Below are 16,671 nucleotides of genomic sequence, written 5' to 3'. Positions count from 1 at the left end.
GAGATTTAGACCAGACAAAGAAAGTTTAAGCGGAAGTTTGGTAGCGTATAAAAAACCCCTACTATGCTTGTATATAGTAGAGGCTTTTAGTATGGGCATTATGTCATTTACTTAAACAGTTTATAGGGCAGATTGTAACCTGATCATCCATATCTCAGACCGTGTTCCCAACCTAAATGGTACAGGACCAAATCCATAGCCTGAAGATACCAAAAACTGCGTATCCTTTATATTTTTGGTGCCGTGTACCAGTGGTTGAAACCACTGCTTTAATAGCGTTAACGGGAATATCTGCCCGCCATGCGTATGCCCCGATAAATGCAAATCTACAGGTGTATCGCCGATCTCTTCTAGCGCTGTAGGGCGATGCTCCAAAAACACCGTTGGCTTATCGGTATCGACCTTCGACAGTAATTCAGAGGCTGATAAACGCGTAGGATCCATATCATCCGAGCGTCCGACTAACCACACCGTGTCATTAAGCAGCACACTCTCATTATCAAGTACGGTGATACCTGCATTGGTTACCGCTTCAGCGATTGCTTCTTCGTACCCTAAATAATCATGGTTGCCTAAAACCGCGTATACGCCAAGCGGTGCGCGTAGTTTTGATAAATGTTCATGCATGTTGGTTTTGTCATAGTAGACGGTAGTATCATTCATCACGTCACCTGCCAGCACCACCATGTCGGCATCTTGAGCATCGATGAGATTGACCAACCTATCTATCTGTCGATTGCCAAACCATCTGCCTAAGTGCGTATCGGATACTAAGGCAATATCTACCGGCTCATCTAATGGTTTGATTGTCGTAACCGTTAACTGATGTACCACTGGCGAGTAAGCATTAAACACCGCTAAACTTACGATACCAATATATGTCATGATGCCGAAGCTACGTATGAGCTTAGGTCGGCGCTGACCTCTTAATAACTTATAATATATCAGAGCAATAGCTGAGGTAATTATCGCCGCATAGATCATAAAGCCTTGTAAAATACTGACGACTAAATAGACATGAAAACGCTCACGCCAAAACTCACTAAGCCCATAAATGAGCGCCACATTATTAATAATAAAAACGGATGATATAATTGCTTTTTTTGGAATCGAACGTCTTGGCTTGATAAGCCACCATAAAATGATACTAGTCGTTGACGCCAATATTTGGGTAACGACAATAAAGAAAAACCACATAATAATATCTGATCAAATAAAGATGCAGCTATCTTACGCCAAGTTTCTTACGCGCTGAATACAGATATTTTATTTCATTGAGGTTTCATGATTTTTATATCTCTATAGTGTTCAAACGTCCAATTTAGTCAGTTATTTTAGTCATTTTTGACAGACATAACTCAATAACTTTTTGAATTACCTGCGTTTCACATGAAACCATACCGTTTTCTATAACTTTCAAAGTTCTATTAATTCTGCTCTTCTAACGCCTGCTTGAACGTTGGCTGTTTAAACTCATAACCTGCGTCCTGCAATGCTTGTGGCAATACCTTTTGCCCATCAATGAGTAGTGTCGACATCTCACCGAACATCAGCTTTAGTAAAAACTCCGGTAACGTAAAAAATGTTGGACGATCTAACCATGATCCAAGCGCCTTAGTAAAAGTATGATTGGTTACAGGGTTAGGCGCAGTAAGGTTATACACCAGCGCTGGCGTATCATTTGTGGTTTTTAGCGAGTTATTATTTATCATTTGAGTGTTCGCAGGATCAGCAAGAGACTTTTCAATAATAAATATCGCAGCCCCCACCCAGTCTTCACGACTAACCCAGCTCATTATTTGCTTGCCATCACCTAATTGTCCACCGACGCCCATTTTAAAAGGTGTTAAAAGCTTACCCAGCATACCGCCATCAGGATGAATCACCACACCAGTGCGCACAATAGCCACCGGTACGCCATGTTCAGTCGCTTTGAGTGCTAATTGCTCCCAATCATCACACAATTTATGAGCAAAATCCGTCTCAAAACCACTGCTTTCAGTCAATGGTTTATCGCCTTGCGTGCCATACCAGCCAATCGCTGAACCACTAACTAGCAGTTTAGGTTTGGCGCTGCTACGTGCAATGAACGCAAGTAGTGACTCGGTAGGCTTCACACGGCTGGCAAGCAGTGTTTCTTTGCGCTCATCACTCCAGCGCGAGTCTGCTATTCCAGCACCTGCTAAATTGAGAATCACATCAAAGCTTTTATCACTCCCTGCAAGCTCATCATAAGTCATCATAGCAATATCGTCAGGGTGTGCTTGGCTGCTATCGCGAGTAAGCCAAGTAATCTGCAGCTCTTTATTTTGTGCGCGGTAACGTGTCATAAGCTCACGACTAAACGCACTACCTAAGAATCCTGAGCCACCACTGATCAAAATATTCATGTCCTACTCCCTAATTATTTTTAGCACTATGATTAGTGTGACAAAAAATAAGCTACAAAAACAATAGGATAATTGTAGAAGTAACTACTTAAGTACAGATTTAGAATATGCAACTTGGCAGCCGCATAGAAAGAAGCATAGGATAAGAGAGACTTAATTTAGGTAATTAAGTCATAGGTAGTTGGCTGGTAGAAAAGCGCCGATAAAACATCAGTATTTTATTCATATACTATCTGATTATTTTCCCTGTCAAGGCATCTCCGATCTGGCTTGGCAACTTATAGCCTAGTGTATCTCCTGTTAGATAATGCACTTGTCGGTCCAGATTACTGTGTTCATTGTCGTTAAGAAAATAGGCTTGTGCTTGAATTAACGTCAGGGCTGGAGGTTTTCCTGAAGGGTTACAGCTTGTCGACACAATAAAGCCGTAAGGATTGTCTGGTGAAACCATCTGCGTACATAGCTGTTGGACTAGAGGGTGCGCGATAATACGTACGGCCACACTATCGTGTTCTCCAGTAATCCATGACGGAATAGGTACAGTAATCTGTTTTGATAAGGGTAATAACCAAGTATGCGCCTGCTTTAAGATAGCTTCTGGGTGCATACGCCAACTCTCAAGGACCGTCTGACGTTGACTGTCGTTTAGGTCATCTAACAATGGCGCTATACGGTGAACATCGTCAGTGACGACAATCATCCCTTTGTGTATTGGCCGCTGTTTCATAGCTAATAATTGCTGCACTGCCATTTGGTTAAATGGATCACAGCCGATACCCCAAACGCTTTCTGTTGGATAAGCAAGTAGCTTTCCTTCTTTAAGCCAGTCAGCAGCTTGAATGACAGAATTAGTAGTAAAGGGCGCGGATTGTTTCATGACTTGAGTGCTTCAAAGAGATAGGAGGTTAAGCACTCATAATAACATATGACAAAGAAAGACTAGGATAGCAGAGTTTGAAATTACCAAAATTGTTCTTGGTTTAAATACTCAATAATTGGAATAAAGAAGAACTTTAAGGTAACTAAAACATAGTTTTAGACGCGTAAGTAGCGCCCGCCTTGCACACTGATAACCCCTAATAATTCAAGCTCCATCAACTGGCCGATTAGCTGCGGTGGGGCCATCTTGGTGGTTACTAACAATGCATCTAAATCCTGTCCATGCCAGTCAAGTTGATCATAAACCGTTAGTAAATGTTCAGCGACGTTTATAGCGTTACCAGAAGACTTAAGAGTAGATGATGACAAGTGATGAGTAGCGGTAGCGAGGCGGCTGTTTAGATCTGACGAATGAAAAATGGGGCTGATATTTGATGTGGTTCTCGCGGCTCTTTTGTGCGAGCGACTACCATAATCTAGCTGACTATTGACATCCTCTATGACCTGTTTAGGATGGTAAATCAACGTTGCGCCTTCACGTATCAGATGATGACAGCCTTCTGCATTACTATTATCAATATGACTTGGAATCGCAAAGACTTGCTTGCCTTGCTCAGAGGTTAGGCGCGCGGTAATCAAGGAGCCACTTTGAATGGTAGCTTCGGTCACAATCGTCGCCAAACTCAGTCCAGCGACTAGTCGGTTGCGGCGTGGAAAAGTATGTTTGTGCGGCTGCGTATGCGGCAGTAACTCACTGACAATACAACCACCTTGCTCGATAATTTGAGCAAACAATTTGTCATGATGATTGGGATAATGCACATCAATCCCTGTACCCATAACACCAATTGTACGGCCTTGAAGTTCAACGTCTGTTTGGGACAGTGCACCTAGATGTGCCCGCTTATCTACACCCATTGCAAGCCCGCTTGTCACGACGTAACCTGTTTGCGCTAAGTACTGTGCAATGTCAAAAGTAATCTTTTGCGCATGTGCTGTCGGCTTTCGACTACCGACGATAGCGATTTGAGCTTGATGCAAACGTGCACTATTACCTCGATAAAACAGCAATGGCGGTGGATCATATATCTGTAAAAGCTGGGAGGGATAATCGGGCTGATCGGCGAATAAGAGACTATAGCGTTTTTCTAGCAACGCCTGCTGAATTTTATCAATATTGGCGAGCGTTTGATCTGGCTGCTCATGACGTTTGAGATGAGTATGATGAATACCCAACTGACGCCATGCTTCTACCGTCGCTTGCCAAGCAAGCTGCGCATCGCCAAAAAACGTCATAAGTTTATGATAAGCAGATAATGACGCATTCACCTCATACCACAGTGCTAAGATTGCACGCTGTTCAATTGATAAAGAAGGCGAATGTTCCATCATGACTGCTTACTCTTAGATAATGGTATAAATGCCTATAGATAAGGCGGTGGCAACAGTTGATCGCCCACATTCAGGGGTAGCTCTGAGCTTAAAATATAAGCATAGCTAATATCATCAAAAGTATTAAATACCATCGCCATACCAGCAGGCTCGCTTGGCAAGCGTACGGGAGTGTCATTGTCCATAGTATCGCGTACTAAAGGGCCTTTTCGATAGACTGTCATTACATCACCAGGTTTAGCCCCTTGGTTACTACCCAAGTTGATTGCAACCACACTACCCTTCGCCGCAGAGCTGATTGAATCCATCACTCGAACGATCAATCCGCCACGGTTTACCGTGGCAGGCGCAGGATAGAATACTGGCGGAATAGAGTCGTCTAATTCGACAAACACGCGATCGCCTTCCCGTACTTCTTTGCCATAAGAGTCCGTCAATTGCAGGCTGCTCACACCGTTCTCTTCAACACTCGTTACCAAGCCAGTGGCTACTTGCGTCACTTCAAGGCCAATGACCTCTTGGGTTCTAGGTTCGACATACATCTCACCTTCACGATACACCCCGTAGCGTTGGCCAACGATAAGTGGTATTCCTTTGGTATAAATCTTATCGCCACTAGCGGTGATCAAGTTACGATTTTTGGACGCTAATACATAAGGGGTGGTATTAAAGTCTTTTGGATTAACGATAATTGTCTTGTCCAACCAGTGCTGGATCGCCGCACGTGGAATCGCCGGAATACTATTGGCAACCGAAGTGACTGCAACGGTATTAGCCACTACATTGCCTGTTACTTGTCTTTCAATACCTGCGCAGCCCTCACCTGTATCAACACCGATTAGCGTCTTACCTTGAATCACACATAAGATAAGCACATCGTTGGGATAGATTAGGTTAGGATTTTTAATTTGTTTATTGGTGGCCCAAATCTCTTTCCAACGCCATGGGCTATCTAGATAACGACCTGATATGTCCCACAATGTATCGCCTTTTTTGACGATATAGCGGTTGGGTGCATCGGCTTTGATAGTTGGCGGTGGGTTATTAGCGTGAGCAGTATTCATCAGCATTGCACCACTAAAAGCAGTAGCAATCAGCGCTTTTGCTATAGAGTTTAGACTCATTTTCATGATTGTATCCACAAATTTTAAAGTACAGCGTAAATAGAATTTTGTTTTATTACTTATCCTTGCAAGATTGAAACCAACAAGTTATTAGAATTGCTTATTAAGTAATGAGACAGTTAAAATTACAATTATATACACAATAGCATATAACCAGACATCTATTTACAAAAATTTAAGTCACACAACAGTCTGTTCAGTCCTAAAATACTTCAATAATCAGGGTTAACTATATCGGTAAGCTAAGTACAAAAAAGCCTCACTATCCGATATGTGGATAGTAAGGCTTATATTAATATATATATAAAGTTTCACGTGAAACAAAATATTTAAGCTTATGTCTACAAGGTAAAACTACGACAAATCAGCCGTTACATGTTGACGAATCTGTTTAGCGACCAACTCTGCTTTGTTGTCCAAAACGATAACATGTTGCGGCAATTCTTCTAATCCTTCGGTGTGAGCAGGACGCTCAATGTCTATTTGACCAACAGCTTCAATGATCGTATCTGCAAATTTGACTGGCAACGCCGTTTCTGCACAAATAATAATTTCACCGTCCTGCTGCAACGCTTTAGCGACTTTAATGCCATCAGCGGTATGTGGGTCAACCAATTCGCTATATGTTTCATATAAAGATTTGATCGTTTGCAGGCGGTCAGCGTGCGTAGACTTGCCTGCAGCGAAGCCATAACGGGTATTAACAGCCTCTAACACATCTGATAAATCAAAACCTTGGCCAGACTTTACGCCCTCAAACAATTCATGGACGCGAGCGCTGTCTTTTTCTAGTAATAGATAAACAAAACGCTCAAAGTTTGATGCTTTAGAGATATCCATTGATGGGCTAGAAGTCACATAGGTTTTATCAGTCGCCCGTGGCTGGTAAGACCCTTGATTAAAGAAGTCATTTAACACATCGTTTTCATTAGTAGCGACGATTAAACGACTTATTGGTAGCCCCATCTCACGAGCAATGTGACCTGCGCAAACATTGCCAAAGTTCCCCGAAGGAATACTGAAGCTGACCTGTTCATCATTGCTACTTGTCACTGCAAAGTAAGCTTTAAAATAATAGACAATCTGCGCCAAGATACGACCCCAGTTAATGGAGTTGACCGTGCCTAAGTTGTAAGCAGCTTTAAATTCTACATCTTGTTGTAAGGCTTTAACGATATCTTGGCAATCATCAAACATACCGTCGATAGCGATATTATGGATATTTTCATCCGTTAAGCTATACATTTGCGCGCGCTGAAATTCACTCATTTTGCCATGTGGTGACAGCATAAAGACTTCGATGTTTTCTTTACCGCGCAGCGCATACTCTGCTGCACTACCCGTGTCACCGCTGGTTGCACCAATAATGGTAATACGCGCCTCTTTTTTCTTAAGCACATATTCAAAAGCATTACCCAAAAACTGCATCGCCACATCTTTAAATGCAAGCGTTGGACCGTTGGATAATCCTAAAATATAAAGATTATCCTCAAGCTTACGGACCGGCACAATTTCATCAGAGCCAAATACTTCAGCAGTATAAGTACGTTCAATAATATCTTTAAGATCGGCAATAGGAATATCTGTGGCAAAGCGCTGCATAATTGCTAGCGCAAGCTCTGGATAGCTAAGCGTGCGCCATTCATCAAGCGTTGCATTGTCAATATTTGGATAGTGCTCAGGTAACATCAAGCCACCGTCTGGTGCCAGTCCCATCAATAGCACATCACTAAAATCCATCGGCGCTGTCTGACCACGGGTACTGATATATTTCATAGTGCATCCCTACTTAAAATGTCTAGAGTTAGTCTTTAGTACCTGAATCTCAATGTCTTATGAATCGCCACAGTCTAGTATTTTTAACCAAGCATTTTGCTTACGCAAAGGTTTATGCTTAGCTAAAAAAACCAGCTTATATTAATGAATCTATAAAGCTGAGAGTGAGGTTCTGTAATATTGTATTTTATTCAGCAGTCTTTTGCAGCAATGCATAATAAAAACCATCTCCGCTAGCGCTATCTATCGGTAGACACTGACGACCGATCGCTTGAGCGATGCCCCAGTTACAATCCTCGGTAAATTCAATCGCTACCGCATTGTTATAGTGCGTGAGGAACTCTTGCATTTGTTCAACGTTTTCTTGCTTTAAGATAGAGCAAGTCACATATAATAGATAGCCACCGACTTTAAGTTGTGGCCACAGATTGTGCAAGATATCCGCTTGTAACAGTGCGGTTTGCTCGACGTCTTCTTCCGTACGCAGGATACTGATATCAGGATGACGACGAATCACCCCCGTAGCCGTACAAGGTGAGTCTAGTAATATAGCGTCAAATACGAGCTTGCTCTTTTTCTTACCAGCACCTTGCCATGTCGTGGCGTCCGCACAGACAATATTGAGCGCGATGTTTTTTTCAGCTTGCTCTAAATCTTGCTGTTGTAAGTTTAAGCGCTGTAAGTTTTCATAAATACGTTCGATACGAGGCGCTTCGTTATCGATAGCCGTTGCCTTGATGTCACCAATCACAGGTGATGTTTCAGTATCCTCTTGTTTCACGTGAAACAACGATGGCTCATTTAAGCTAATTAATTCTAACCAATGAGCAAGCTTACCACCGGGTGCAGCGCAAGCATCTAAAATGCGCAGCTGGTTATTATCAGCGTCTGAATCAATATCTGTATTAGACTTATCAGCACTAACTTTATTCATTAAAGCGGTATGAATGAGTGGCGCGGCAAGTTGAGCATGCATATCTTGTACGCTGGCAGCACCTTCAGCGAAATGAGGCAAAGCGTTCACTGCAGTGCTTTGATGTAGCCTAAGACCTTTGGTTGATAATGTGGTAGGCGTGGCTGTATCTGACGAACTCGTTAAGTTAAAACCACTGGTTAGCTCAATCAAATCCGCTTCTATCTCTGCCCCATCCAATGTTTGTTGATAATCCTCTACTGAGCTAATCCCTGAGTTTACCCGTAAAAACATCGGCGCAGGCTGGCGTAAACCTTGCGTCAACGCTGCATACTCATCACTCCAATCTTGTTTAAGCTGATAAGCGAGCCAGTTGGGCAAACTGTGGTTCTTGTCGCATTTTTTACGGAATTTATTGGTGTTTTTGGCGACTTTACGTAGGATCGCATTGACAAGACCAGAAGCCCGCGCAAATTCAATTTCTTTGGTTGCCTCTACCGTTTCATGAATAGCAGCATGGTCAGCTACCTCTAAGTAAAGCAGCTGTACAAGACCCACTTGAATAGCAGTGCGCACCTCAATCTCATCAATAGGATTGTCAGCTAAGCTATCAAGTAGCCTTGCAAGTGCGTGCCATTGACGCAGCGTGGTCAATAATAACGCATGTGCAAAGCCTTTATCACCGTCGTGTAAGCTATTTAGTAGGGGATCAAGCACACTTGAGAGTGACTGACCCTGTTGAATGGCAAGTAAGCTGCGAATGACGCGTACGCGCACGCTACCCGTCATTTTAAGGTTACTGGACGGTTTATTGTGGTTGTTAGTGCTTTTAGACGCAGTTGCGTTATGTCTCATTAGTATTCATATCCTATACGCATTGGAGCGTCTGCAGTGATTAATTGAATTCGGGGCCAAACTGGTCACCATCATCGAGCTGGTTGCCATGACAGATTTGCTCAGCGCTAACGGGCTTACCACCTGCAAACTGCAAATGAGTAACGGCTAGAGTAGTGGCTGATGATTCAGTTTCACTCTCTTTACCACAAGCGACTAAAATCGCTTTACGTCCCACGCTGATAACAGTGCCAGAAGGTTCTGTAGTTTGCTGTGATGGGTTTGCTGGCAAGCTGTTTAATACTTTTACGCGCGCACCGTTTAAAAACGTATAAGCGCCTGGCCAAGGCGTTAAACCGCGGATTTGACGCTCAATAATGTTAGCTGACTGCGTCCAATCAATCTCGCCCTCAGTTTTTACCAGTTTTTCAGCGTAATTGGCTTGACTGTCATCTTGTACAGTCGCCTCTGCTTGGTAATTTGACAAATCTTGTAGGACAGTGCTGATAGCCGTTGCTCCTAAATCAGCCAATTTGTCGTGCAAGCTTGCAGCTGTATCATCATCAGCGATAGTACAGCTGGCTTCGTAGAGCATATCTCCAGTATCCAGACCTTTATCCATTTGCATAATGGTAATGCCAGTCTTGGTATCCCCTGCCAATAACGCGCGATGAATAGGCGCCGCGCCGCGCCAGCGCGGTAGAAGTGAAGCATGGATATTTAAACAACCATAAGTTGGGATATCTAATACACCGATAGGCAAAATCAAACCATAGGCTGCGACAATCATGATATCAGGCTGATAGCTTGCCAATGTCTGTCTAGCAGCCAAGCCTTCAGTATTGGATTTTTTGAAGGTAGCAGGTTGCTCGATGGCAATATCATGAGTGAGCGCTACTTGTTTAACAGCAGAGGCAGATAGTTTTTGGCCACGGCCTGCCTTGCGATCGGGCTGCGTATATACCGCAACGATGTCTATATTAAGTTGCTCTTGCTGAGCGATGAGTGATTCAAGGCTAGCTGCAGCAAACTCAGGTGTGCCTGCAAACACCACGCGCAATCGATTGGTTTGTACCCTATCATTAGAGACAGCATTAGTTGTGGTCATAGCACCATATTATATATTGTGTGATTGGTCGTCACATTATAGGTGAGTTTACAGTGTTGTGCCATAATTGTGAGCTGAGTTATCTATTTGCAGATAGCTATCGTTGTCTTTAATTTATAATGACTCTCTTGACTTAGTCTGTATTGACATTATGCTAGTGACTTTTGCTATTTATAGGTACTTATCTAGTTGGTATTCACTAGTCGATAGTTAGTTTAGTATGTTTAAATGATAAACCAAGCGGCCACGCTATGTTCAATTTAAAGCTTAAGTAAACATTTAAATTAGTATAATTGTCATAACCGTAAGAGGGACAAATTTGTTACTATAAAGTTTTACCTAACTGTTTTTACTAATACCTCAACCTTTACCTTACGCCTAAAGGTTTGTAGATAATAGCGCTGTCAAAGCGCCCTATCCAACGAATAGATTATATTATTTTAGCTTACCATCGCACTGTATTGTCGCGCAGGTATAGGAACATACCCACATGCAACAGTTTCAGTCATTAAAACGTCTGCTTCTCTTTTATATTTTGACACTGCTAATAATGCTGGCTTTATACTATGCCATGATGCTTTCGACGCTCAAAACTCAGAGCCAGACGCATAGCCAAGTTGTGTTTGCAGCGTTGAAGCATGAGATTATTAATCACGCCGTACCGACAGAAACTGAAATCGAAAACATCGTTACCAAACCTTTTTTTCAAGACATAAGCTACCAGCTGATTTTTATGCTGCCGTCTGGACAAACGTATGTTTATCATCACATACAACCTCAAGAAACCGAGTTTACTAGCGTGACTTTTCCTACGCTTACCTCAACATCTACTACAAATAACAGCTCGTATCAGATAGATAATGACACATTAACTGGTAGAATTAAGCTTGAAAACGGTCATCAGATATATGTCGTACTGCGTCATCAACCTCTCAATATAAGCTGGATATCCTATCAATTTTGGTTGCCACTAATGACAGCGATTATGTTATTTAGTTTGGCATTGCTTTATGCGCTTAAACGCCGTACTAATTGGGAGCAATTGATACAATATACGGACAGTTTAACGATAAGCTCTAAAGAGGCCTATATACCGCCCCCATTCGTCACAGAAAAAGCCACCCCCGAGTTTTTACGCCTCGGCCATACCCTAAGCCGCATCAGTTATCAGCTTCATGACCATCATCGCCGTATCAAAATACTCAATCAGCGTTTAGAGCACTTAGTCAATCAAGCCCCTTTACCAATGTTAATGGTCATGCGCCAAGGTCACATCAGTTTTTTTAACCAGCGCTTTGAGCAAGTTTTTACCACAGCCTTCCAACGTCATAACCATTATAGCTTGACGGATTTTTTGACCGGCAGTGACAAAGCGACTCAGCAACTGCTACAAAAGCTCTCCACGCTACGCGTTACTCGTAATCTATTGGTTTATGGACTAGAGGACAGACAAGCCTATCAGCTACACATTACTCCATGGTTTGGCGCTCATGGACAAGTTCATGGGTTTACAGTGATACTTAATAATATCGATAATCTCATTACGCAAGCTGATGACCTGCACCTGCAAAACCAACAATTACAGCTGCAGATAAAAGAGTTTACCAAGCTTAGGTCTATTATTGGTCATGAGCTACGCACACCATTGAACGCTATTATCGGCACTTTAGGGTTGATAGAGGCGCATCGATTAACGCCAAGGCAGCAAGAGGTGCTGTCGATGTTAACCCAGTCTAGCCAATCAATGCTGGCGATGCTAAACGATATGCTCGATATGGCAAAGATAAAAGCAGGAAAAGCAGATATCGTGAATGAGCCTACTGATATCTTTAAGCTTGGACAACATGTTAGCGATTTAATGATTGGTAGTGCACGTCGGCAAGGTATCAATCTGTTGTATTTTTTTATGCCCGATAGCCCGCGTTATATCAGCACAGATGGCAACCGTTTACGTCAAATTCTTCTCAATTTACTAGATAATGCCACCAAATTCACCTCATCAGGTTATGTAGCACTGGTTATAGAGCCTATTACTTATGAACAGATGCGTTCTATCACAAGCCTTGATAATAAGCGCACCTTAACCACTATTGCACGCAATCAAAATTTAGCCCCCGACAATCGCTTACCCAATACTGGCGCCGAGCATCAGTGGATGCGTTTTAGTGTCAAGGATACTGGCATTGGTATCGCAGAGTCTGAACAAGATAAGCTGTTTTCTTATTTTAACCAAGCAAATCGGCAAATCAGCCAAAACTTTGGCGGTACAGGCTTGGGACTGGCCATTTCTAATAGCTTTGCTCAGTTGTTGGGTGGGTTTATCCAATTAGATAGCGAACTTGACGTAGGTAGCAATTTTGCTCTTTACCTGCCTTGTCAACAGCCGACTTATCAGCCTATTTATCACTTTCATAGTAGTCTCATGCATATTCGTTTTATCGTTATTGTAGAGCAAGACATCTGCGTAACCTTTTTCCAGCATTTGTGCTCCCACTTATCATTGCCCGTGAGTATCTATACGGACTTAGACGACAAGACCGCTCAAAAACTGTATAAGCAGCTAGAGCTTGAAGCAAAAACCCTACAACCTATACTGTTGTTGGATTATGAGTATTATGAAACCTATACTCACTTAGCGCCCGTGACTGGCGCTACTGACGATCCAAGCATAGGTAATCAACAAAGACTTGTTAACAGTGAACAAAGTCAGGTTATTCATAAATTATTGAACGTTACCTCTTTGCCAAAATTGTTATTGAGCATGAAACCTGAGCGCAGTATTCCATCCTCCTTTTTGGATCAGTTTGATGGGTTTTTGAATAAACCTTTAGACGTGGCCTTGTTATTATCTGAGCTCATCCGTTTATTACAGTCTACAACCGTCTCGCATAAATACGAGGATACTGGTAAAACCTCTGAGAGTACAAAAAAACCAACGATGGATAATAACACTGTCGAGGTGGCCAGCGCTCCTACCATATTAGTTGTCGATGACAATCTAACCAACCAAAAAATTACTTGTAAGATGTTGGATAAGTTGGGCTATCCTAGCTTGGTGGCAGATGATGGTCGACAAGCCTTAGAACAACTTGATGCACAGCGACAACAAATCTCATTAATCCTTATGGATTGCCGAATGCCAGTCATGGATGGTTTGCAAGCTACTCAAGTCATACGCTCACAAGGGAATAGTATTCCCATTGTCGCATTAACTGCGAATAATACAGAAGAAGATCGTGAAGCTTGCCGCCAGGCGGGAATGGATGATTTTTTGGCGAAACCTATCAATAAAGATAAGTTAAAAACAGTCTTGCAAAGCCTAATGACAACCGAATAAGTTATTTAACACCGTCAAAAGCTGTCAGTAGGCTTTATTGTTTTCTACTTTGTTACCTGATGCTACGATACGGATTATTTCATAAAACCATTGTCAGCCAAAAAATCTTCAGTAATTTGACTTTGCGAGCTTGGTGCGCCTATGCTGCCTGTTTGCGACTTGCCTAACAGACGCTCCAAATAGCGAGCAACGATATCTACCTCAATATTGACCTTGCTACCTACCAGCCAGTGTTTGGCGATATTGGTTACTTGCGCGGTATGCGGAATGATATTGAGGCAGACGATATTGTCACGTACTAAGTTGGTCGTCAGGCTAATACCATCAACGGTGATAGAGCCTTTAGTCGCAGTATAATGCGCCAGCTCTTTAGGTATCTCAATTTCAATATAGATAGAGCGCGCATCTTGTTGCAGCTTACTGACGCGCCCGACCCCATCGACATGACCGGCAACGATATGGCCACCAAAACGCGTAGTTGGTAACATCGCTTTTTCTAAATTGACAATATGACCCGCTTTTAGCTCTTCTAAAGCGGTTCGAGCGATTGTTTCGCGTGAAACATCAACAGAATAAGAATTACTACCCACTTCTACTACAGTTAAACAAATCCCATTTGACGCAATAGAGTCGCCCAACTTGACATCACTAAAGTCCATGTCGTTCGACTCTATAGTTAGACGGATATCACCGCCTGTAGGCTGCATAGACTTTACTTTTCCGATATTTTCTATAATTCCGGTAAACATATAGACCTCGTGTTTTATCGTGTTGCTGTCGTTAACAACGTATTTTGCTTAATTAATGTACGTTTATATAAGATAAGCTTTAAAAAAATTTGATTATTTTTAATCCTATGATGGGATAAGTTGTGGATAAGTAAGAATAAATGAAGTTACACCCCAACAAAAACCCTTTTTTATACTAAGTTATCCACAAAGTAGTATTTTAGCTTTACTATATCGCTTTTCTTGCAGACTAACTGTAAGTATATGATTTATATATATTATTTCGAATATAGTCTTAAGAGCTACAGTTTATAGTTTCATGTGAAACAAAGTTATGCACAGTTTCACATGAAACATTTTTTTTGACTGGATGACTATTATAAATACTGTACTTTGACAATAATTGTCTACAGCTGTGGATAAGTTGTTTATAACTTATAATTCACAAAGGATATAAGATCAATTTAAGATCAGGGCCAAGCTGCTCATGGCAGCTTACTCTAAAACGCAGCTGCTCAGATAAAGACAATGGATTAAAAGCAACCATCGGCCGTGCCTTTTCACCTAATAAACAAGGCGCTTGATAAACAATAAGCTCATCTACCAGTTGTTGACTTAAAAAACTGCTAGCGACGCTTGCACCCGCCTCTACTAGTACGTCATAGCATTGATATTCACTGACCAAATCTTTTAATAATGCAGTCAAATCATCATTGCGCCAATAAAGCGTATCCAAACGGCGGCATAGCTGATAATCGGACTGCAGACTGTGTTCTAAGCGTTGACGCCTATCCAGCACTACAACCTTAGGAGCTGGTACTTGCCCAGCTGGCACACCCAACTGACTAGAGCGCACGTTAAGTTGTGGATCATCAGTAATGATGGTCTCACTACCAGTGACAATCGCACCACTTAGGGCGCGAAGTTTTTGTACATCCTCGCGAGCTGCTATCGAGGTAATCCATTTTGACTCCCCTGTTGCCATCGCGGTGCGACCATCGAGACTGGCAGCAATCTTAAGCCGAACGTAGGGCATTTGAGTGCGCATCGCCTTTAAAAACCCACGGTTTAATGCTTCTGCTTGTTCTGTTAGTACGCCAACCGTGACTGCAATGCCAGCCTGCTCTAATAGCCTCACACCGCGTCCCGCTACTTGCGGGTTCGGGTCTAGACCTGCAATTACTACGCGCTGTACGCCTGCCTCTATCAGACCTAAAGCACAAGGCGGCGTACGTCCTGTATGGCTACAAGGCTCTAAAGTGACATAGGCGGTGGCACCGACCGCGTACGCACCTGCATCTTTGAGCGCAAATACTTCTGCATGTGGCTGGCCTGCCTTGGGATGAAACCCTTGACCCACCACTACCCCTGCTTGGACAATGACGCAGCCCACAGCAGGATTGGGTCTTGTGGTATATAAACCTTGCTTGGCCTGCTCAATCGCCAGCATCATAAAGTAGCGATCTTGTGCATCTTGCGCGTGGTTGAAGGTAGACATAAGAATCGGCTTAATTTATAAAGAATGTGTGACTATAAAAACGGTACAACGAGACTGGTATAAGTTTTTTGCAGCCTCTGTCAGCGTAGACACAGCAAGCAAGAAAAATTTATACCAGTTGCGTCTCACATTACAACGTATTGATTTTATTTGGTATCGACTATAGCCTATTTTTCATTAGGACGGATATTGGCAATCTCTTGATGAAAAGCATCGATATCTTGAAAGTCGCGATAGACACTGGCAAAGCGTACATAAGCGACATCATCTAAAGTTTTAAGCTCACTCATGATAATCTCGCCCAAGACTTTACTACTAATTTCTCGCTCTCCCATCTGTCTGACACGCTTCTCAATACGACTAATCATCGCCTCTTGCTCGTCAATCGTGATAGGGCGTTTTTGTAAGGGTAATAAGATAGAGCGACGCAGTTTTTCATTATCGTAAGGCTCAATTTTGCCGCTAGACTTAATAATTCTTGGCATCACCACCTCTACCATCTCAAAAGTGGTAAACCGCTCTTGGCAGCTGTTACAAGAACGACGACGACGCACTTGCGCACCTTCCGCAGCAAGACGCGAGTCAATAACTTTGGTATCTGACGCGTTACAGTACGGGCAGTGCATAGTAATTTCCTTGTTTTAACATTAAGAGCAAGAGCCGTTGTTGATAAGTTTAAGCTTTTTATCAGG

General features: G+C 42.5%; 12 protein-coding genes. 1 reads left to right on the top strand and 11 read right to left on the bottom strand.

From position 1 onward, the window contains the following. Positions 1 to 120: 120 nt before the first annotated feature. The 8 genes from ACS8FC_RS06200 to fmt form a co-directional block, all read right to left on the bottom strand. Complete coding sequence (locus ACS8FC_RS06200) at positions 121 to 1,197, bottom strand: metallophosphoesterase (protein WP_439296185.1); 1,077 nt, start codon at positions 1,195 to 1,197, stop codon at positions 121 to 123. 230 nt (positions 1,198 to 1,427) lie between these two features. Beyond that, positions 1,428 to 2,390 carry a TIGR01777 family oxidoreductase gene (locus ACS8FC_RS06195; RefSeq protein WP_439296184.1) on the bottom strand — a complete coding sequence of 321 codons (963 nt, stop codon included), beginning with the start codon at positions 2,388 to 2,390 and terminating at the stop codon, positions 1,428 to 1,430. A gap of 229 nt (positions 2,391 to 2,619) precedes the next feature. Beyond that, on the bottom strand, positions 2,620 to 3,267 hold the full coding sequence (locus ACS8FC_RS06190) for a Sua5/YciO/YrdC/YwlC family protein (protein ID WP_439296183.1): 648 nt from the start codon (positions 3,265 to 3,267) through the stop codon (positions 2,620 to 2,622). Positions 3,268 to 3,425: 158 nt separating this feature from the next. Beyond that, positions 3,426 to 4,658 carry a DNA-processing protein DprA gene (gene dprA, locus ACS8FC_RS06185; RefSeq protein WP_439296216.1) on the bottom strand — a complete coding sequence of 411 codons (1,233 nt, stop codon included), beginning with the start codon at positions 4,656 to 4,658 and terminating at the stop codon, positions 3,426 to 3,428. Between the two features lie 35 nt (positions 4,659 to 4,693). Further along, entirely contained in the window at positions 4,694 to 5,791 is a 1,098-nt protein-coding gene (locus ACS8FC_RS06180) for a LysM peptidoglycan-binding domain-containing protein (RefSeq protein ID WP_439296182.1), read from the bottom strand. 348 nt (positions 5,792 to 6,139) lie between these two features. Beyond that, positions 6,140 to 7,561 (bottom strand): threonine synthase, encoded by a 1,422-nt coding sequence (gene thrC, locus ACS8FC_RS06175; RefSeq protein ID WP_439296181.1) that lies wholly within the window; start codon positions 7,559 to 7,561, stop codon positions 6,140 to 6,142. 187 nt (positions 7,562 to 7,748) lie between these two features. Then, the gene (locus tag ACS8FC_RS06170) at positions 7,749 to 9,329 is read right to left on the bottom strand and encodes a transcription antitermination factor NusB (RefSeq protein ID WP_439296180.1); all 1,581 of its coding nucleotides are present in this window, start codon (positions 9,327 to 9,329) and stop codon (positions 7,749 to 7,751) included. A gap of 40 nt (positions 9,330 to 9,369) precedes the next feature. Then, positions 9,370 to 10,416, bottom strand: coding sequence for a methionyl-tRNA formyltransferase (gene fmt, locus ACS8FC_RS06165; RefSeq protein WP_439296179.1), 1,047 nt, complete (start codon positions 10,414 to 10,416; stop codon positions 9,370 to 9,372). Positions 10,417 to 10,906: 490 nt separating this feature from the next. Between fmt and ACS8FC_RS06160 the strand changes: the two genes are divergently transcribed. Beyond that, a complete protein-coding gene (locus ACS8FC_RS06160) occupies positions 10,907 to 13,753 on the top strand; it encodes a response regulator (protein WP_439296178.1) in 2,847 nt (948 codons plus the stop codon). 74 nt (positions 13,754 to 13,827) lie between these two features. Here ACS8FC_RS06160 and ACS8FC_RS06155 read toward each other — a convergent pair whose 3' ends face one another. The 3 genes from ACS8FC_RS06155 to nrdR all read right to left on the bottom strand — a co-directional run bounded on the left by ACS8FC_RS06155 (position 13,828) and on the right by nrdR (position 16,605). After that, entirely contained in the window at positions 13,828 to 14,502 is a 675-nt protein-coding gene (locus ACS8FC_RS06155; RefSeq protein ID WP_439263380.1) for a riboflavin synthase, read from the bottom strand. 421 nt (positions 14,503 to 14,923) lie between these two features. Continuing rightward, a complete protein-coding gene (gene ribD, locus ACS8FC_RS06150) occupies positions 14,924 to 15,979 on the bottom strand; it encodes a bifunctional diaminohydroxyphosphoribosylaminopyrimidine deaminase/5-amino-6-(5-phosphoribosylamino)uracil reductase RibD (RefSeq protein WP_439296177.1) in 1,056 nt (351 codons plus the stop codon). A gap of 167 nt (positions 15,980 to 16,146) precedes the next feature. Then, on the bottom strand, positions 16,147 to 16,605 hold the full coding sequence (nrdR, locus tag ACS8FC_RS06145; RefSeq protein ID WP_058369796.1) for a transcriptional regulator NrdR: 459 nt from the start codon (positions 16,603 to 16,605) through the stop codon (positions 16,147 to 16,149). Positions 16,606 to 16,671 lie beyond the last annotated feature (66 nt).

This window comes from Psychrobacter sp. 1Y4, assembly GCF_051847555.1.
The sequence above is the reverse complement of the archived record's forward strand: the minus strand, read 5'-3'. Positions and strand labels throughout refer to the sequence as shown.